Source organism: Azorhizobium oxalatiphilum (assembly GCF_014635325.1).
GTDB classification, from domain to species: Bacteria; Pseudomonadota; Alphaproteobacteria; order Rhizobiales; family Xanthobacteraceae; genus Azorhizobium; species Azorhizobium oxalatiphilum.
The window spans coordinates 1,296,053-1,314,692 of record NZ_BMCT01000001.1 but is presented as its reverse complement, the minus strand read 5'-3'; the positions used below and the strand labels follow the sequence as shown (position 1 = coordinate 1,314,692).

Below are 18,640 nucleotides of genomic sequence, written 5' to 3'. Positions count from 1 at the left end.
GCCCTCACGCCAGATGCAGATTCTCCGGCGTCAGGTCGGAGAGCTGCGTGTCCTCGATCAGCACCCCAAAGGTCCACGGGCGGCCGTCGCCGAGGTCGATATAGAGCCCGTCCGCCGTATCGGTGGCATGCGCGGCGAGATCGGCGAAGGAATGGATGCCGGACCAGTCCTGAAGCGGCGCGCTGAGCTGGATCACGTCGCCGCCCGTCCCGGCCTCGAAATCCACGATCAGGTCGCGGCTGCCGGCCTCGGTGTCGAAGAGGAAGATGTCCGCCCCGGCACCGCCCACCAGCCAGTCGTTGCCGGCCCCGCCCTCCAGCGTGTCCGCCCCGTCGCCGCCGTGCAGGCTGTCATGCCCGCCGGCACCCTGAAGCGTGTCGGCGCCCGCCGCGCCATCCAGATAGTCCCGCCCCGCGCCGCCGATCAGCGTGTCCGCATGGGCCGAGCCCTCCACGTCGCGGATGCGGATGAAGCTGTCGCCCTCCGCATCGCCCCCCGAGCCGAGGCCGGTGCCGAGGTTCACGGCCACACCCGTGCCCGAAGTGTCGTAGGTGACGCGGGTCAGTTCGTCCTCATCGTCCGCGCCTTCGAGGATGTCCGCGCCGGCGCCGCCGCGCAGCAGGTCGCCGCCGTTCTGGAAGGCGTCGCCATCCTCATTGCCGCCGGCGATCAGATGGTCGTTGCCCGCCCCGCCGTCGAGCACGTCATCGTCCGTGGAGCCGATGAGCACGTCGTCAAAAGCCGAGCCGACGAGGCCATGGATGTAGAACAGCGTGTCGCCTTCCGCATCCCCGCCCTGCCCCTCGCCGGTGGCAAGGTTCACCGTGACGCCGGCCGTCGAGGACGCATAGGTGGCGGTGTCGAAATAGCCGGTGCGCTGATAGTCGCCGCGGATCTCGTCCGCCCCGGCGCCGCCGCCCAGCAGATCGTCGCCGATGCCGCCCTGCAGGAAGTCGTCGCCGGCCCCGGCGAACAGGATGTCCTCGCCGCCATTGCCGTAGATCAGGTCGTCGCCATCCCCGGTGATGAAGACGTCGTTGTCCTGATTGCCGTAGACGATGAAGTTCTCGATGTTGGTGAAGGAGCCGCCGCCCGCGATGGTGCCGCTGGTGGCATCCAGCAGGCCGTCCACATTGATGCGCAGCGTGTCCTCGCCCGCCCCGCCATCCACCTGCGCGGCGCCATAGACGGAGATCTCGTCATCTCCGCCCCCCGCCGACACATAGTCGTTGCCCGAGCGCCCTTCGATATAATTGTCCGCATCGTTGCCGATCAGCACATCATGCTGCGCGCCGACACCGATGATGTCCTCGATGTCGAAATACTGGTCGCCTTCCGCATCCCCGCCGGATCCGAGCCCGGTCATGAGATTGACGGTCACGCCTTCGTCGGAGGTGCCGTAAGTCACGGCGTCGGTGCCGGCACCGCCCCTCACGATGTCCGGGCCGTCGAAGCCGGGCTGGTTGTTGAAGTCGCGTCCGGGATAGAGGATGTCGTCGCCCGCCCCGCCGTCCAGCGTGTCGCTGCCGAGCCCGCCGGAGAGAATGTCGTTGCCATCGTCGCCGGAGAGCGTGTCGTCGCCCACGCCGCCGTTCAGATAGTCGTCGCCGCCGAGACCGCTCAGCGTGTCATCGCCTTCCTGACCGGAGATGTATTCGCCCTCCGGCGTGCCGGTCAGGATGTCGTCGCCGGGGGTGCCGATGATGTTGACGGCCATGGTCGCCTCCTCGTGCCGGCGGCGTCAGACGCGCCGCTTCCACGGTCAGACTAGCGACCCAACCATGGCGCGCCTGCGCCCGCCGACGCCTTTCGGCGGGCGGGCGCGGTCACAAGGAGATGATGCGGAAATCGAACGATTCCGGGGAGAAAATGCACGTCGGCAACGGGCCGGGAGCCGGGTGCCGGCGCGCGCCGGAAATCAGCGCTCCGCAAAGCGCAGCACGGTGCGGCCGAGTTCGTTGTTCTCCTCGATCAGCTTCGACAGCAGGCCGAGAAAGACCTTCTTCTCCGCCGCCGTCAGCGGCCCGAGGAAGCGCTTCTGGATGGTGGCGAAACGCTCGTTGGCCACCAGCACCATGTCGCGCCCCTTCACGGTCAGATACACCTTGCGGGTGCGCCGGTCGTGCGGGGCGGTGTGGCGGACGATGAGGCCCGCCTTCTCCAGCCGGTTGAGCACGTCGCCATTGTTGGCACGGTCGACCCCCAGCTCGGTGCCCACCGCCGCCTGCTCGATGCCGGGGGAAACCGCGATGATGGACAAAGCGCCGAACTGAAGCGGCGTGACCTCCAGCTCGGCCATGCCCTCCATGAAGATGGCCACCGAGATCTGGTGCAGCCGCCGCACGAGAAAGCCGGGACGCGACCAGAGGGAGAACAGGCCCTCGATCGGCTCAGTCACCTCGTCGCCGGTCATCTTCACCACGAGATCCCCCTCTTTGCCCCGCCGCGCTTTGGCGCGAAGGGGCACATCGTCCGTTTCTGCCCGCCGTGCTTTCGCGCGGCGCAGCGTATCCAGCTTCTGCGGCCCGCTCATCCGCCGCCGCCGCTTATGCTCATGTTCTGCCCGCGCACGGCCCAGCCCGTCACCCGCCGCTCGATCACGGCGAACACCACATAGGTGACGACGCCCATGGCCGCGATGACCGCAAGGCCCGCGAACATGAGCGGGACACGGAACTGCGACGACGCCTGGATCATCAGATAGCCGATCCCGTCATTGGACGCCAAGGTCTCAGAGATCACCGCGCCCACGAAGGCGAGCGTGATGGCCACCTTCAGCGAGGCGAAGAAATAGGGCATGGCGCGGGGCAGGCCCACCTTGATCAGCAGATCCGTCTTGGAGGCGCCCAGAGAGCGCAACACGTCCTCCAGTTCCGGCTCCACGGTGGCAAGGCCGGTGGCCACGTTCACCGCAATGGGGAAGAAGCAGAGCAGGAAGGCCGTGACCACGGCCGTGGGCTGGCCGATGCCCAGCCACAGCACCAGCACCGGCACCATGGCCACCTTCGGCACCGAGTTGAAGCCGATGAGCACCGGATAGAGCCCGGCATACACCAGCCGCGAGGAGCCGATGAAGATGCCCAGCAGCAGCCCCACCACGATGCCGAGCGAGAAGCCGAGCAAGGTGGAGACCATGGTCTGCCAGGCGTGAATGAGGATCGAGTCCCGATACTGCACGAACGCATCGAAGATGGCGCTCGGCGAGGGCATGATGAAGGGCTCGATCCTGAACGCCACCACCACCACCTGCCAGATGACGAGCAGGCCGATGGTGACGATCCAGGGGGCGAGGCGTTCGAGCCATCTGCGTTTGCTGGCGGTCATGTCAGGACGCCTTCTGCTCGGTGGTTCCGGCCTTTGTGGCGCCGGCCTTCGCGGCCTTCTTCGCCTCGTTGCGGACCTGGGCGATCTCGCTGCGGATGGTGTGCACGAGATCCACGAAACGCGGCTCGAAGGTGGTGTCCACCGTGCGCGGGCGCGGCAGGTCCACTTCGTGCCTGGCGATGATGGTGCCGGGGCGCGCGCTCATCACATAGATGGTGTCGGCCAGATACGCCGCCTCGCGCAGATCGTGCGTCACGAGGATGCAGGTGAAGCGGCGCTCCATCCACACCTCCTGCAGCACGCCCCACAATTCCTCGCGGGTGAAGGCATCGAGCGCGCCGAAGGGCTCGTCGAGCATCAGCAGGTCGGGATCATGGATCAGCGAGCGGCAGAGGTTCGCGCGCTGCTGCATGCCGCCGGAGAGCATCCAGGGGAATTTGGTCTCGAATTCCTGGAGGCCCACGGTCTCCAGCAGGGCACGGGCCTTGGCCAGATACTCGGCCTTGTTGGCGCGCAGCCGGGAGCGATGCGGCTGCACGATCTCCAGCGGCAGCATCACGTTGGAGAGCAGCGGCCGCCACGGCAGCAGCGAGGGGTTCTGGAACGCCATGCCCACGATCTTGAGCGGGCCGTTCACCTTGGCACCGTTCACCGACACCGAGCCCTGCGTGGGCGGCTGAAGGCCCGTCACCAGCTTCATGAGCGAGGATTTTCCGCAGCCGGACGGGCCGACCACGGCGATGAAACGGCCCTTCTCTATGGCCATGTTCGTATTGTTCAGGGCTTTGAGACCCTGCGGGCCGCCATAGGACAGGCCGACGCCGTCCAGCTGGACGAACGGGGTTCCGGGCGGGCTGGACGGGGCGGTGTCCGGCCCTGAGGAAGCGGAGGGGGCCATCGCGGCTGGGGGCGTTGCGAGGGCCAGCATCAGGAGAACCGTCGCGACGCGATGGGGGGCAGGAAGCGCGGATCGTAGCAGCTCGGCACCATCAGCCGGGGCGTGATGTCGAGGCTCTCGCACAGGATATCCTGCGTGGCCTGCAAGCGCTCGTCGGTGACGGCGCCGAGGCCGTTCTTCTTCACGTTCTCGGTGAGCACGTGCGTATCATAGAGGAAGCTGAGGCGGGCCAGTTCCGTCTTGGCATCGAGCAGGCGCTCGCGCTTCACCACCGAGGCGATGCAGCCCTCGCGGTCCTTGTTGCCCTCCACCCAGCAGCGGGCGGTGGCTTCGGCCAGGCGCTTCACCAGATCGGGCTTGGTCTCCATGGCCGCCTTGGACGAGACGAGCGCATTGCCCGGCGAGGGGAAGCCGTTCTGCGAATAATAGAGCAGCACGATGTCGTCGCGGTTCACCCCGCTTTCCATCAGGTTGAAGATGGCGGTGTAATCGAACGCGATCACCGCATCGACCTCGCCCTTGAGCAGCATGGTGTCGCGCAGCTTCACGTCGATGTTCACGAACTGGATCTGCTCGGGCTGGATCTTGTGGGCCTTCAGCAGCGCCGGCAGGATGCGGGTGGCGGCCGAGGAGGCGGCGACACCGATCTTGGCGCCCACGAGGGCCTCCAGCGTCCGCAGGGGCTTGCGCTTCAGGCTGAGGACCACGGCGGGGAAATTGTCGAACACCGTCATGTTCGCCTTCATGCCCGAGGTGGGATTGCGGCCCACGAACTCGATGATGGAGGCGTAATCGGCGGTGCCGAACTCGTGGGTGCCGGCAGCGATGCGGCGCACCGCCTCACCGGAACCGGCCGAGCCGTCGAGCTGGATATCGATGCCCGCATCCTTGAAGTAGCCCTTCTCCACGCCATAGAAGAAGGGGGCGTTGCCGCCATAGATGCGGAATTCGAGGGCGAAGCGGACATTGTCCGCCGCGCGGGCCACGTGCGGCATGGCGATGAAGCCCGCCGCGCCGAGGGCCGCGCCCGCCTTCAGGAGCGTGCGCCGGCTGAGACCTTGCGCGACCGCAGTCGTTTCACTGGTCATAGGGTTCCCCATCTGGTTGTCTTCAAAAGGGATCTGGACGTCATCTGTTGGCCGATCCTTGTGCCGGACCGTTCCGCCGGCGTGCGGGTGCCCCCGCCCGCCGGCCTGTTCTGTTGATCAGGCGATCTTCATCATGCGGCGCAGGTTTCCGCCCATGATCTTGTCCTTCTGCTCGGCGCTGAGGTTCATCTCGTCCAGCACCTTCAGGGTCTCGCGGATGAACTGGTAGCCGCCCTCGGGATCGAACGGGCAGTCGGAGGCGAACACGATCTGGTCGATGTCGAAGAATTCGAGGCCGCAGCGGGTGCCGGCGGTGGAGCCGAACAGCGCCGTATCGGCATAGAACATCTTGAAATAGTCGATGGGCCGCTTCTTCATGGACTTCAGCAGGCCCTCGTAATCCTCATCCGAGGTGCGCGAACCGAGCTGGTCCCAGCCGGGGCCGACGCGGCCGTCGAAGAACGGGATCATCGCCCCCATGTGATGGGTGATCACCTTGAGATTCGGCAGTTTCTCGAACATCTTGGAGAAGACGATGTGGGACATGGCGGCCGAGGTCTCATAGGGCCAGCCGAAGGTCCACCACACCTCGTACTTGGACTTCTTCTCGGTCTTGTAATCGGCGAAATCGGCGCCGCGCGTGGGGTGCAGCCAGATCGGCAGATCGTGGTGCGCCATGCGCTCGAAGATGGGGAAGAACTCCGGATCATCCAGCGGGCGGCCGTTCACATTGGTGAAGATCTGCACGCCCTTGGCGCCGAGCTGGCCGATGGCGCGGTCGATCTCGGCCACGGCGGCTTCCACATTGTTCATGGGCAGCGAGGCGACGAAGGCCGGGAAATGGTCGGGATATTTCGCCACCAGCTCCGCAAAGCCGTCATTGGCGATGCGGGCAAGGCCGGGGGAAACCTCCGGGCCGCCCACATATTCCAGCGGCGGCATGGAATTGGTGAGCACCTGCTGATAATCGCCGAAACTGTCGATCATGCGCAGGCGCGCTTCCACGTCCCACAGGGTCGGCAAATTGAGCCAGCGCTTCACCGCGCCCTTGTTGGTGATGTGCTCCTGCATCGCCGTGAAATAGGCCGGCGGGAACAGGTGCGTGAAGGCATCAAGACGCATGGAACGACCCCGTTGGATGATCAGGAATTGGCACAGACGGCGGAGGCCGCCGCCGGATGAAGCTCGGCGGCAGCGGACTGGATGGCGGCAACGATGCCCATGTAGCCGGTGCATCGGCACACCTGGCCGGACAGCTCGCGGCGCACGGTCGCCTCATCAGGCTGCTGGTGGCGGGCGATGATGTCGCGCGCTGCCATCAGCATGCCCGGCGTACAGAAGCCGCACTGGAGGGCGTGCTGCTCGTGGAAATGGCGACGGATGACGTTCATGATGTCATCGGTGCGCGTGCCCTCGATGGTCTCGACGGTCTTGCCGTCGCACATCACTGCCAGCACGATGCAGGAGCGCGCGGGCACGCCGTCGATGGTCACGGTGCAGGCGCCGCACGCGCCATGCTCGCAGCCCAGATGCGTGCCGGTGAGCCGCAGCCGGTCGCGCAACACATCGGCCAGGATCTCGCGCGGCTCCACCTGCTCGCGCAGCTCTTCGCCATTGAGGGTGAGGCAGATGGCGTTCATCGCCGGGGCTCCATGGTCAGGGCTTCCTCCGCCGCGCGGGTGACGGTGGCCACGTGGCAGCGCAGGCGATAGGCATCCGCATCGGGATCGGCCTGCGCCACCTCGGCGCGGGCGGCTTCGCGCACGGCGGCAAGATCCCCGGCCGCCAGCGCGGCGCTGGCCCCGGGCAGCAGCTGCGCGTGATCGAGCGTGCCGGTGAGCGCCACCCGCGCCTCGCCCTCGGCCGTGAGCACGGCGATGGCGAGGGAATCCGAGAAGGCGCCGCTCTTGCGCGCCACCTTGAACGTGCCCCAGCGAGCCCCCGCCGAGAGCTTCGGGATGCGGAAGCCGGTGATGATTTCGGCCGGATCCCGCGCGGTCTCGTACGGCCCGAGGAAGAAGCCGCCGGCACCGAGCACGCGCTCGCCCTCCGCCCCCGCCAGCACCACCTCCGCGCCCAGCGCCAGCAGGCAGCAGGGCCAATCGGAAGCGGGATCGGCCAGCCCCACGGAGCCGCCGATGGTGCCCATGTTGCGCACGGCGCGATAGGCGATCTTCGACGCCACCCGCGCCATCAGGCCGAAGGCGGGGTCCGGCACCTTGCCGTCCTCGATCATCGCATGGGTGACGGCAGCGCCGATGAAGACGTGGGTCTCCTCATCCCGCACCACCTTCAGGGCGTCGAGGCGGGAGATGTCCAGCAGCGTCTCGAAGCCGGTGAGGCGCAGGCTCATCATGGGCACCAGCGACTGGCCGCCGGCCACCGGCATGGCGGCATCGCCCAGCTCGCCGAGCAGCGCGCAGGCCTCGGCCAGATCCGCCGGGCGGGCATATTCGAAGGCGGCGGGCTTCATGCCGGCACCTCTTCCTTAAGGGAAACAGCCGCGCGGCGTTCCTCCGCCTCCGCCACCGCGTCGGAGACCCGGCGCGGGGTGAGCGGGGTCTCGCGGATGATGACGCCGAGCCCGTGCAGGGCATCGCACACCGCATTGGAGATGGCGGCGGGAGGCGCGATGGCGCCGCCCTCCCCCATGCCCTTCACGCCATATTCGGTGCCGTGCGCGGGAGTGATCAGATGCGCGATACGCAGCTTCGGCAGCTCCGGCGCGCAAGGCACCATGTAATCGCCGAAGGTGGTGGCCAGCGGCTGGCCATCGGGATCGTAGGGGATCTCCTCATAGAGCGCGGTGCCGATGCCCTGCGCCACGCCGCCGATGATCTGGCCGTCCACGATCAGCGGGTTGATCATGGTGCCGCAATCCTCCGCGATGGCATAGTCCAGCAGCGAGGTGACGCCCGTCTCCGGGTCCACCGCCACCACCACCGCATGGGCGCCATAGGAGAAGAAACCGCCTGATTCCTCAGGCTCATAGGTGGCGGTCGCCTCCAGCAGCGGCGACATGCCGGCGGGCAGGAATTCCTGCCGCACATTGGCGGCGCGGGCGATCTCGGCGAGTGGCACCTTGCCCGAAGGCCCGTGCACGGCGCCGTCCTCCAGCCGCGTCTCCTCATACTCCGTCTGCATGAGATGGGCGCCGATGCGCCGCGCCTTCTCGGCCACCAGACGGGTGGCCTTCGCCACCGCGCCGCCGGAGAACACGGTGCTGCGGGAAGCGAAGGTCCCGAAGCCGAACGGGGTGAGCGCCGTATCACCATAGCGCACGGAGATGAAGGCGGGATCGAGCGTCAGTTCGTGCGCGGCGATCTGCGCCAGCGAGGTCTCCAGCCCCTGCCCGTGGTTCTGGATGCCCACCAGCAGCAGCATGGAGCCATCGGGCAGCACGCGGGCGGTGCAGCTTTCATAGCCCGGCACGATGCGCGACTTTCGCTTCATCCATTCCGCCGCGCCATGGCCGCTCTGCTCGGTATAAACCGCAAAGCCCACCCCGATGCGCCGGCCGTCCGTCTCTCCCTCCGCCTGCCGGCGGCGGATGGCGGGCAGGTCCACCATGTCGCGCACCATATCGAGCGCGCGGGGATAATCGCCATTGTCCAGCCGCAGGCCGCCGATGGTGCGATAGGGCATCTGGTCGGGCGTCACCAGATTGATCCGCCGCACATCGGCGGGCTCCATGCCGAGTTTGTGGGCCAGTTCGTCCACGGCACGCTCGATGGCGTAGCAGGCGCCGGGCCGCGCCACGCCGCGATAGGGGCCCATGGGCGCCTTGTTGGTGGCGACCGTGTGCGTCTCCACATGCAGCGCCTGCATCTGATAGGGGCCGGGCAGGTTGCGGGCCGCCATGCTGGCTTCCATGAAGGGGCCGGAGGGCCACAAGGAATAGGCCCCGGCGTCGATATGCACCTCGCCCTTCAGGCCGAGAATGCGGCCCGACTTCTCCGCATAGAGGGTGAGGTCATAATGATGCTCGCGGCAATGCACCGAGGCGATGAGATGCTCGCGCCGGTCCTCGATCCAGCGCACCGGCTGGCCGGTCTTCAGCGCGATGGCACACACCGCAACCTCTTCCGGCATCAGGCGATTCTTGCCGCCGAAGCCGCCGCCCACATCGGGCGCGATCACATGCAGCTTGTGCTCGGGCAGGCCCAGCGCCAGCGAGAGGCCGATGCGCATCATGTGCGCGCCCTGCGTGGACAGATAGACCACCAGCTCATCAAGGCGGTGGTCCCAATAGGCCAGCACGCCCCGCCCCTCCAGCGAGACCGTGGCCTGCCGGTTCATGCGGAAGCTGCGGCGCATCTCCACCTCCGCGCGCGCGGCGATGGCGGCGATGTCGCCCTCGCTCACGGTGGCATGGATGAAGGCATTGTCGGGAAAGCCCTCGTGCAGGATTTCCGCACCGGGCTCCAACGCCTCCACCATATCCACCACCGCGGGCCGTGGCTCGATATCCGCATAGACCTGATCGGCAATGTCCTCCGCCGCGCCGCGCGTGGGCGCGAGGCAGGCGGCGATGATCTGGCCAACGAAATGCACTTTCTCCCGCGCAAAGGCGTGATAGGGCGCGGTGCGGAAGGACGGCAGCTCGGGGCCGCCGTCGATGGATTTCAGGTCCGGAAAATCGGCGGCGGAGAAGACGCTTGTCTCCAGGCCGTCCGGCTTCACCACGCTATTGAGCAGACCGTGCGCGAACTGGCTGCGCACGAAGGCGACGTCCTTCAGGCCGGGCACGCGCACGTCGCCGGTGAAGGTGGAGGCGCCGAGCAGATGGCGCGCGTCCTCCTTCCGCAGCAGGCGGGCGCCGATCCAGCCCTTGGTTTCAGTCGTCGCGGCCATCTACGCAAACCTCTCCCCGTCTCTCACGTCCAACGTCTCGCCCTGCCCCCTCCCCACCCCTCCCCCGCAAGCGGGAGAGGGAGCAGGTCGCGCGGGCAATGAGCACCGCTCACAGCACCGCATTGGCCTCGCTGAGGCTGTCGAACAGCGAGGAGCGGTAGAGGAACTTCTTGTGCAGTTCGATGTCCTCGGAGGTCTTGCGCAGCCGATCAAGATGCTCGCGGCGCAGCACCGGATCGCGCTCCTCCAGCGACTTCTTGTTCTGGATGGTCTGCGCCTGCACGAAGTCCACCTGCGCCTTGCGGCGCTGGCGGGTGTAGCGGTCGAACACGTCGCTCTGGGCGCGGCCGTACCACACGTCGGCCAACTTCTCCGCCAGATTCATGGCATCGTGGATGCCGCCGTTCATGCCCATGCCGCCGATGGGATTGTTCACATGCGCACTGTCGCCGGCCAGCAGGACGCGGCCCTTGTTGAAGGTCTGCGCAACGCGCTGATGCACCGCATAGAGCGCGTGATAGGCGATGTCGTAATCGCCCTCCTTCGGGAACAGGCCCTTGAGGCGGCGCTGCACGCCGGCAAGGCTCATGGCCACCTCGTCCGGCTCGTTCGCGGGCACCGGGAAGATGCCGCGCCACACGCCGGTCTCGTCCTCGCCCTTCACCTTGAACAGGTTCAGCCACTCGTCCGGATCGGAGAAATAGTTGCGGGTGCAATAGCCCGTGCCGGCGTCGATGAAATCGAACTGGGTGCCGATCTTGATGAAGCGCTCTTCCCAGGTGAAGCCTTCGAACTCGATCCCGGCGAGGCGGCGCACGGTGGAGCGGCCGCCATCGGTGCCGATGATGTAGCGGGCCTGAAGCACTTCCGTCTCGCCGGCCTCGTTCTGCACGGTGGCCTCCACCATGTCCTCGGTCTGGCCGAGATCGGTGAGGCGGGTGGAGAAGCGCACGTCGGCGAGCGGGTCGTTCGCCAGCATCTTCATGACGGCGCGCACCAGCTTGTACTGCTCCCACTGCAGCACGAACGGATATTCCACCTGTCCTTCCAGCACCTTCACGTCGAAGATGGCCACCAGCTCGCCGGAAGCGCGGTCGCGGAAATGGAAGATGGGAGATTGCAAGCCGGTCTCGAAGGCATCCTCCAGCAGGCCCAGCTCGGCCAGCATGGCCACGGTGGGCGGGTGCACGGTGGCGGCCCGCTGGTCCATCTTCGGCTCGGCATCCGCCTCCAGCACCGTGACGGGAATGCCCTTGCGCACCAGCGCCAGCGCCATGACGGCACCCACCGGCCCGCAGCCCGAAACGATCACACGCTCAACCGCACCCATCGTCACGTCCTCGTTCAACAGGGGCAGCGAAGGCCCCGCTTCTGCCAGTGAAAGGGAGGCCGCATGGCCCCAAGCATGCCGGTGCAATCGGGTGCCGCCCGTGATGCGTGGCGGCCCCGTTCAGCTGTTGTCATCGGGGCCGTTCAGCCCCGCCAGAATCTTGCCTGAGGGGCCATCCCGGCCCCGCATCGCCCTGCCGCGCGGAAGCTGTGCGGCTCCGCGTCCACGGAGGCCTTCATCGCCCCCGCCCCGACCGTCTCCGGTCCGGTTCAGAATGTAAGGATACTTACAAACTAGCGCGCCGGGATCAATAGGCCGCGCAAGTTTTTTGATCCAGATCAATGCGTGTGCATCTGCAACAGAAATGGGCAGGCAAAGCCTTGTGCCGCAACGAAACGGCACAACCGCACCACCGGCGCGAAACGGCGTTCTTCAAGTCTTTTCAAGCAATAACGAGGTCATCCCGGACACTGGTCACATAGCGTGCGATGCACACGTCGGGCCAAGCGCGTTTTCCGGTGCCTTTGTCAGATGCGGACGATCCCGAAAACCGGGACGGCGCAATGATGATCGACATTGCAGCGCGCGGCTGATGCAGCAAAGGAGCCGTCATGGCCGGGCTTGTCCCGGCCATCCACGCGGTGCCGCCCGGAGCAGTCTTCAGAGGTCCGCACTGTCGGAACGGCGGGGATACCCGGGACAAGCCCGGGTATGACGGTGTTCTATTCGAGAGGCGGCCTGATTTGAATGTCGCTCGGCCCTCGTCCGTCCATGGCGGCCTTCTGCTGATTATTTGATCAGCTCAGACGATCACCTTGCGTCCCAGATTGAGCACCGCGCGCACGAGGCTCAGCGGTGCCAGCAGCGAGGTCTTGGGGTTGGCTTCCAGCGTGCGGGCCAGCACCTGCAAAGACAGCTCCCCGAAGGCGCCGCGCGCCTCAAGCTGGTGGCGATTCGCTGATGTCTGCGGGTCAGCCATCAGCGCCACGCGGGTCGCCTCGAAGCCGGCACCGGCCAGCGCTGCTGCGGCCACCACATTCGCATTCTGCGGGAAGGCCAGCGCCGCCTCGCGCGCGCTGCCCTCGAAGAAAACCGTCGCCTGCGTGACGGCATCGAGGTCGATCATCGTCTCGGCCTTGGTGCCGCGCCACGCACGCGGCGCCTTGCGGGAGGTGTAGCGCACCTCCTCCAGCCCGGCGGCGCGGGCGGCGGAGAGCGCATCGAGCCCGGCCAGAGCACCGGCCGGAATGACGAGCCGCCCGCCCGTCTCCGCTGCCGCCCGCAGCGCGGCTTCCGTGGGCGCATCGGCCAGCGCGCCAACGGAGGCCACCACAAGGTCGATGCCGGCGGCCAGCACACGCGGGCCGTGCAGACGCAAGCCCTCATGGCCGGCGCACTCCACCGCCACGTCCACGGCTGCGCAGAAGGCAGCGACATCATCGGTGACGAGCACGGACGTCGGCAGCTCCGCGCGGGTGCGCGCCAGAGATGAGGCGCGGCCGAGCACGGCAGTCACCTTCCCCCCCTCGTCTTCCAGCACGGAGCGGAACGCGGCGCCCATGGCGCCATACCCGATGATGCCGACCTTCATGACCCGCCCCTCAATACCGGCCTTCAGTAAACGCCCACCGCCGCGCAGCCCGTGCGCGGATCGGCAGCGGCAAGATGCAGCCCGCCGGGGGCCTCCGCAAGGGCGATCACCTGCTGGCAGGAGCGCAGCGTCAGCGCGGAGAGCGCCTTGTCCGGCGTCACCGCCTCCGGCAACGCGCCCGGCTCGGCGGAGAGCACGCCCTCGGCATCCAGCGCCCAGCGCGGGTTGGTGACGGTTTCCGCAGGCTCCCCGCCTTGCGCCAGCTCGCTCACCATCTGCACGTTCCACGGCATCTGGTTCACGCCGCCGGGGGTGGCGCCGACGAAGCGCTGGCCGGCACGATCCAGCGTCCAGGCATGCACCGTGGTCCAGGGCACCTTGCCGGCGGCGGGCGCATTGGCAGCGCCCTCGGGGGCGGTGAGATCGAAGCCGCGGCCGGGGCGGTTGTTGAGGATCAGCCCGTCATCCATGACGATGCCGGAAGCGAATTGCGGGAAGGAATTGGAGTGGAGCACCACCACCACATTGCCTTCGTCATCCGCCGCCGTGACGAGGGTGGTTCCCCCGTCCAGATGCTCGCGCCCCTCGCGCTTCGCTGCCGCGCGCACGGCGCGCACGGCATCCAGCTGGGAGGCGGCGCCCGAGAGCACGTCCGACACTGCCGAGACGAGACGCGGGCCATGGGTGGGAAACGGGGTGGCGCTGAGCGTGCAGCCGGGTGCGATGGCGGCCTCGGCCGGCTCATGAAAGGCGCCGGGGCGCTGGGCAAAATCTTCCATGCGCAGGATGCCACCGCGCAGGGTGAGATCGGCGATCAGCCGCTCCCCGATGTCGGTCTCGAACAGCTTTTCACTATCGCGCGCAAAGGCTTGCAGCAGGCGGCCGAGGCCCGGCAGGCGGCGTGTGTCGCCCAGTTCCGGGATCACGCCGCCGGGGGCATAGGGATTCTCCGGCGAGAGGCGGGCGAGCATGTCCTTCGCCTCCACCACATAGGAGCGCGAGACCCGGCTCCATGGCACGCCAGCCTCGGACGCCGTCACCGCCGGGGCGATGAGCGTCTCCAGATCGAGCCGCGCGTGGGCATGCAGCAGCGCATAACCGTGCGGCGCGCCGGGCACGCCGATGGAGCGCGGGCCGACACGCTCCAGCGTCGCGCCCTCGCCCAGCGCGAGGCATCCTGCGCCCACGCTCACCAGCGCCTCGAACGGCCCGCCCTTGCGGCGCACGAGCGCCACGAGGTCGCCGAACAGGCCGCACTTCATGGGCAAGGTGATGGCGTCCATGAAGCAGGCGGCGAGCGCGGCATCGAAGGCATTGCCGCCACGCGCGAACGCCATCGCCCCCGCCGAGGCGGAGGCGGCATGGGCGGCGGTGACGACGCGCGGGGCGCTCGCCGTCACATTCTCCCGGATGAGGGCGAGAAGCCCCTCGCTCACGGCTTGAAGCCCGTGAATTTCAGCTGCGACAGCTCCTCGATGGCATAGCGCACGCCCTCGCGGCCGGTGCCGGAAAGCTTCATGCCGCCAAAGGGATACATATCCAGCCGGAAGCGGCTGGCCTCATTCACCCACAGCGCGCCCACGTCGAATTCCTCCGACACGCGCATGGCAGAGGCCAGCGAGGCGGTGAAGACGGAGCCCTGAAGGCCGAAGGGGGAGTCGTTCGCCATCTCCAGCGCGGCGTCGAGCCCGTCGAACGGCACGAGGATGACCACCGGGCCGAACACCTCCTCCTGCCAGAGGCGCGCGGCCCGGGGCACATCGGCGAGGATGCCGGGGGAGACGATGCAAGCCTCCTGCTTCGGCTCAAGCAGGTAGCGCCCGCCATGGGCGATGGCATCCGCGCACATGCTCATCACGCGATCAGCGGCGGCCCGATGCACCATGGAGCCGACATCGGTGGCCGGGTCTTCCGCCGCGCCCACCTTCAGCGCGGAGGCGGCGGCGACCAGCTTCACCGCGAACGCCTCCATCACGCTCCGGTCCACCAGCACGCGCTGGGCGGAGACGCACTGCTGGCCGGAGGCTTCGAAGCCGGCGGAAGCGATCTTCTTCGCCGCATCGTCGAGGTCCGCATCCGCCAGCACAAGGTTGGCGGCATTGGAGCCCAGTTCCGAGCAGAACTTCTTCACGCCCGCCGCCCGCACCAGCGCCTCGCCGGCGGTGGTGCCGCCGGTGAAACTCACCGCGCCCACATCCCTGTGCGCGGCCAGCGCCAGCGCTGTCTCGCGGTCGCCGGTCACGACGTTGAACAGGCCCTTGGGCAGGCCGCTTTCCGCGAGAATGCGCGCGAAGGCGAGCGCCGTGCGGGTGCCGGAGGGTGCGGGCTTCACCACCACCGCATTGCCGGCGGCGATGGCCGGAGCCACCTTCTGCACCAGCAGATTGGCGGGCGCGTTGAAGGGGGTGATGGCCCCCACCACCCCATAGGGCACCCGGCGCGTGAAGCCGAAATGGCCGGCGCCGTTCGCCGCCGCATCCACCGGCACCACCTCGCCCGCCGGCATGTTGGCGAGCGCGCCCGCCGTGGCGTCGAGGAAATGCGCAGAGCGCCCGGCCTCGAATTTCGCGAGGCGGATGGGCTTGCCCACGTCGGCGCAGATCATGTCGGCGATCAGGTCTGCCTCGCGCGCCACCGCCGCCTGCGCGGCACGCAGCCAGGCGACGCGCTGGGCGATAGTGGACTTGCGGTTGGCCTTGAAGGCGACGAGCGCCGAGGCCACCGCCGCATCCACGCCGGCCGCGCCCGCTTCCACCAGATGCGCATGCACGGTGCCGTCCTGCGGGCGCACCAGATCGAGCGCGGCACCCTCATGGGCGACGATGCCGCCGTCCACGAAGGAAGTGAGGCGCTTCGGCGCGCTGTCCATCATGCCCATGCGGCTCACTCCGCCGCCGGCTGGCGCGGCTTCAGGCGCTGGATCTGCATGTTGGCGAGGAAGGGTACCAGCGGATGCACGCCCATGGCCACCATCTCCGGCACGTTCAGCGCGGCCAGCGCCGCCTTCTGCGCCTCGGGCAGATCCAGCCCGGCCACATAAGCGGCAGGGTCGGCCACATAGGCCACACGCTTGTCGCCGTCATGGGCCAGCGTGTGCAGGGCGCTGGTGAGCGCCACCAGCTCTGGCTTGATGTTGGGATAATGGGCCTGATGGTCCGTGGTCTTGGGCTCGAACCAGCCGAGCGACGCATAATTGTGGTGCCAGCTCGGGTCCATGGAGACGAGGTCCGGCTTGCGCTCGCCCAGCGCACCGGCGCCGCAGGCCCAGCAGCGCAGCTCGATATTGCCGGTGTCGTCCAGCTCCACCTCGTCATAGCCCACCAGCGACTTGAGGTTGCCGGCGCACAGGCGCTCGAACGCCTTGGTGTCCCAGTCGAGCATGGGGTTCGAATAGCGGTCGGTGCCGGGGAAATGCGACATGCCGCCCGAGCACACCACCACCGTGCGCAGGCCCATGCTGGTGACAGCGCGGGCAATCGCCTGCCCGAAGGCGTAGCAGCGCTCCATGGTGGGCTGCGGCGGCAGATAGGCGTTCACATAAATGGGCAGCACCGGGGCGGTGACGCCGAGATGGGTCAAAGGGATGCCGATGGCATAGTCGATCTTGGCGGTGGAGGTGAACGCCGGATCAAAACCCTGCCGGTACAGCTCGCGCACCAGCTCGAAGCCGATCTCGCTCGGCACCTGCCAGTGGAACTTGTGGCCGGCGAACTCGCCGCTGGACTCGCCGCCCACATGGATGGTGAACGGCGGGGCGGAGGTGTGGAAGAACTGCTCCGCATGGTCGTTGGAGAAGATGATCCACAGATCAGGATTGAGCGCTTTAAGCTTCTCGCCGATGTCGGCGCCGGCCTTCTTCACGGCGGCCACGGTCGCCTTATCCTCGGTGTCGGGCAAAGTGAAGAACTGGGGCGCATGCGGCAGCATGGCGCCGCCGATCACGGTCGAGCGCATGACGATCGTCTCCGAAAGGTCAGGGTGCGGGGCTGTTTGGCACCCCGGCGCCACTTCACCGAGGTCTCCCCGCTTGGGTTTGAGAATAGGTCTATCCAGCGCGTGTCCGTTAGCGCTAATCTGCCGAAGACTATCGCTGAGACGACACGCTGATGCCGCCTTCCCCCGCCCGGAGGTCCCGCGCCGCCCCTGCCGCAAAAGCCTTGCGGGCGAAGGATTCTGCGCAAACGACTGTGCCGCTGGAGGCGCAACCGGCGGCCGACCTCGCCGGCCCCCGCGATGCCAACGGCTTTCTCGCCGACATGCCGGTGCCGGATCGTCCCCGGCGGGTGGTGGCCTTCAAGGCGGAGAACAGTCGCGGCACCGGCAAGACGCCCCATTCCCACCGGCGCGGGCAGTTGCTCTCCGTGCTGTCCGGCTCCATTGCGGTGAGTTCCGGGGAAGGCACCTACGTGGTGCCGCCGGAGCGCGCCCTGTGGATCCCGCCGGACGTGCGCCACGACACCCGCCACCTCTCCATGACGCAGCTGCGCACGGTCTATGTGGAGCGCAACGCGGCGCTCGCCATGCCCGGCCGCATGGCGGTGGTGCAGGTCTCGCCGCTGCTGCGCTGCCTGATCGATGCCGTCACCGATCTGCCGCCGGACTATGACGAGAGCGCCGCCGACGGGCGGCTGGTGAGCGTGCTGCTGGACCAGATCGCCGCCTCCCCCGTCACGCCGCTGCACCTGCCTTTGCCCGCGAGCCCGGCGTTGCGCGGGGTGGCGGACGGACTGCTGGCGGATCCGGCGGACAAGCGCACGCTGGAAGCCTGGGCGGCGCCGCTGAACATGTCCGCGCGCACGCTGGAGCGGCGCTTCAAGGCGGAGACGGGGTTGAGTCTGCGGGCCTTCCGGCGACAGGCGAAACTGTTCCGGGCGCTGGAGATGGTGGCGGCGCGCGAGCCGGTGAGCCGCATCTCGGACACGCTCGGCTTCGAGGGGCCGAGCGCCTTCATCGCCATGTTCCGCGCAGCCTTCGGCGTGACGCCGGGGCGCTATCTGTCGGAGCGCGCGGGGGCGTGAGGGGGGTGGAGGGCGGAGAGCTTACGCTCTCTCAGCAATGAGAAGCGGTGCACAGACCGTCGATGATCGGGGCCGATCCCTCTCGGTTCGTCATGGCCGGACTTGGCGCACCAAAGCCGTGCGCTTGTATCGAAAACGCTCCACACAGCCTGTCGATAATCAGGGGCCGATCCCTCTCAGTTCGTCATGGCCGGACTTGATCCGGCCATCCACGTCGGGCCGATCGTGGAGGGCTCGAAAGTTGCCGCGCCAAAGCCATGCGCTTGTTTCGAAAACGCTCCACCCGGCGGCGGGACGTGGATGCCCGGATCAAGTCCGGGCATGACGAATCCAATTTGACTCCACCCGGCCTGCCCCCTCCCCAGCCCTCCCCCGCAAGCGGAAGAGGGAGCGCGTTGCGCGGGCGGAGGGGGACGCGCTCCGTGTGCGGAGGGCCGGTATTCTCCCAACGGGACAGATCCCCTCTCCCGCTTGCGGGGGAGGGTTAGGGAGGGGGCCGCGCGCCAGCGCGGGGATCGCCGCAACGATATGGAATTA

General features: G+C 67.8%; 15 protein-coding genes. 1 reads left to right on the top strand and 14 read right to left on the bottom strand.

The annotated features are described in order from the left end of the window. Positions 1 to 4: 4 nt before the first annotated feature. The 14 genes from IEW24_RS05965 to IEW24_RS05900 form a co-directional block, all read right to left on the bottom strand. Positions 5 to 1,717 (bottom strand): calcium-binding protein, encoded by a 1,713-nt coding sequence (locus IEW24_RS05965; protein WP_188576308.1) that lies wholly within the window; start codon positions 1,715 to 1,717, stop codon positions 5 to 7. A gap of 201 nt (positions 1,718 to 1,918) precedes the next feature. Beyond that, on the bottom strand, positions 1,919 to 2,533 hold the full coding sequence (locus IEW24_RS05960) for a MarR family winged helix-turn-helix transcriptional regulator (protein ID WP_210324128.1): 615 nt from the start codon (positions 2,531 to 2,533) through the stop codon (positions 1,919 to 1,921). After that, positions 2,530 to 3,324 (bottom strand): ABC transporter permease, encoded by a 795-nt coding sequence (locus IEW24_RS05955; protein ID WP_188576306.1) that lies wholly within the window; start codon positions 3,322 to 3,324, stop codon positions 2,530 to 2,532. The genes IEW24_RS05960 and IEW24_RS05955 overlap by 4 nt, the downstream gene beginning before the upstream one ends. Before the next feature lies 1 nt (position 3,325). Further along, positions 3,326 to 4,138, bottom strand: a complete 813-nt coding sequence (locus IEW24_RS05950) for an ABC transporter ATP-binding protein (RefSeq protein ID WP_244644246.1) — start codon at positions 4,136 to 4,138, stop codon at positions 3,326 to 3,328. Positions 4,139 to 4,251: 113 nt separating this feature from the next. Beyond that, a complete protein-coding gene (locus tag IEW24_RS05945; RefSeq protein ID WP_188576304.1) occupies positions 4,252 to 5,310 on the bottom strand; it encodes an ABC transporter substrate-binding protein in 1,059 nt (352 codons plus the stop codon). Positions 5,311 to 5,427: 117 nt separating this feature from the next. Beyond that, positions 5,428 to 6,432 carry an amidohydrolase family protein gene (locus IEW24_RS05940; RefSeq protein WP_188576302.1) on the bottom strand — a complete coding sequence of 335 codons (1,005 nt, stop codon included), beginning with the start codon at positions 6,430 to 6,432 and terminating at the stop codon, positions 5,428 to 5,430. A 20-nt stretch (positions 6,433 to 6,452) separates the two neighbouring features. Continuing rightward, the gene (locus tag IEW24_RS05935; RefSeq protein WP_188576300.1) at positions 6,453 to 6,950 is read right to left on the bottom strand and encodes a (2Fe-2S)-binding protein; all 498 of its coding nucleotides are present in this window, start codon (positions 6,948 to 6,950) and stop codon (positions 6,453 to 6,455) included. Further along, positions 6,947 to 7,783 carry an FAD binding domain-containing protein gene (locus IEW24_RS05930; protein WP_188576298.1) on the bottom strand — a complete coding sequence of 279 codons (837 nt, stop codon included), beginning with the start codon at positions 7,781 to 7,783 and terminating at the stop codon, positions 6,947 to 6,949. Before IEW24_RS05930 ends, IEW24_RS05935 begins: the two co-directional genes overlap by 4 nt. Further along, positions 7,780 to 10,164: a xanthine dehydrogenase family protein molybdopterin-binding subunit gene (locus IEW24_RS05925; protein WP_188576296.1), complete on the bottom strand. Its 2,385-nt coding sequence runs from the start codon at positions 10,162 to 10,164 to the stop codon at positions 7,780 to 7,782. The genes IEW24_RS05930 and IEW24_RS05925 overlap by 4 nt, the downstream gene beginning before the upstream one ends. Positions 10,165 to 10,273: 109 nt before the next feature. After that, positions 10,274 to 11,494 (bottom strand): FAD-dependent oxidoreductase, encoded by a 1,221-nt coding sequence (locus IEW24_RS05920; protein WP_188576295.1) that lies wholly within the window; start codon positions 11,492 to 11,494, stop codon positions 10,274 to 10,276. An 802-nt stretch (positions 11,495 to 12,296) separates the two neighbouring features. After that, positions 12,297 to 13,085: an aspartate dehydrogenase gene (locus IEW24_RS05915; protein ID WP_188576293.1), complete on the bottom strand. Its 789-nt coding sequence runs from the start codon at positions 13,083 to 13,085 to the stop codon at positions 12,297 to 12,299. Positions 13,086 to 13,108: 23 nt separating this feature from the next. Continuing rightward, positions 13,109 to 14,521, bottom strand: coding sequence for a gamma-glutamyltransferase (locus tag IEW24_RS05910; RefSeq protein WP_188576291.1), 1,413 nt, complete (start codon positions 14,519 to 14,521; stop codon positions 13,109 to 13,111). Further along, a complete protein-coding gene (locus IEW24_RS05905; protein ID WP_188576289.1) occupies positions 14,518 to 15,963 on the bottom strand; it encodes an aldehyde dehydrogenase family protein in 1,446 nt (481 codons plus the stop codon). Before IEW24_RS05905 ends, IEW24_RS05910 begins: the two co-directional genes overlap by 4 nt. Before the next feature lie 5 nt (positions 15,964 to 15,968). After that, entirely contained in the window at positions 15,969 to 17,039 is a 1,071-nt protein-coding gene (locus IEW24_RS05900) for a DODA-type extradiol aromatic ring-opening family dioxygenase (RefSeq protein ID WP_188576287.1), read from the bottom strand. Between the two features lie 233 nt (positions 17,040 to 17,272). On the opposite strand from IEW24_RS05900, the gene IEW24_RS05895 reads away from it, so the two are divergent. Beyond that, positions 17,273 to 18,103, top strand: coding sequence for an AraC family transcriptional regulator (locus IEW24_RS05895; RefSeq protein WP_188576285.1), 831 nt, complete (start codon positions 17,273 to 17,275; stop codon positions 18,101 to 18,103). The last annotated feature ends 537 nt before the right edge of the window (positions 18,104 to 18,640 follow it).

Coding starts and splice junctions, on each gene's coding strand:
- IEW24_RS05965 (WP_188576308.1), bottom strand. CDS start 1,717: ATGGCCGTCAACATCATCGGCACCCCCGGCGACGACATCCTGACCGGC.
- IEW24_RS05960 (WP_210324128.1), bottom strand. CDS start 2,533: ATGAGCGGGCCGCAGAAGCTGGATACGCTGCGCCGCGCGAAAGCACGG.
- IEW24_RS05955 (WP_188576306.1), bottom strand. CDS start 3,324: ATGACCGCCAGCAAACGCAGATGGCTCGAACGCCTCGCCCCCTGGATC.
- IEW24_RS05945 (WP_188576304.1), bottom strand. CDS start 5,310: ATGACCAGTGAAACGACTGCGGTCGCGCAAGGTCTCAGCCGGCGCACG.
- IEW24_RS05940 (WP_188576302.1), bottom strand. CDS start 6,432: ATGCGTCTTGATGCCTTCACGCACCTGTTCCCGCCGGCCTATTTCACG.
- IEW24_RS05935 (WP_188576300.1), bottom strand. CDS start 6,950: ATGAACGCCATCTGCCTCACCCTCAATGGCGAAGAGCTGCGCGAGCAG.
- IEW24_RS05930 (WP_188576298.1), bottom strand. CDS start 7,783: ATGAAGCCCGCCGCCTTCGAATATGCCCGCCCGGCGGATCTGGCCGAG.
- IEW24_RS05925 (WP_188576296.1), bottom strand. CDS start 10,164: ATGGCCGCGACGACTGAAACCAAGGGCTGGATCGGCGCCCGCCTGCTG.
- IEW24_RS05920 (WP_188576295.1), bottom strand. CDS start 11,494: ATGGGTGCGGTTGAGCGTGTGATCGTTTCGGGCTGCGGGCCGGTGGGT.
- IEW24_RS05915 (WP_188576293.1), bottom strand. CDS start 13,085: ATGAAGGTCGGCATCATCGGGTATGGCGCCATGGGCGCCGCGTTCCGC.
- IEW24_RS05905 (WP_188576289.1), bottom strand. CDS start 15,963: ATGGGCATGATGGACAGCGCGCCGAAGCGCCTCACTTCCTTCGTGGAC.
- IEW24_RS05900 (WP_188576287.1), bottom strand. CDS start 17,039: ATGCGCTCGACCGTGATCGGCGGCGCCATGCTGCCGCATGCGCCCCAG.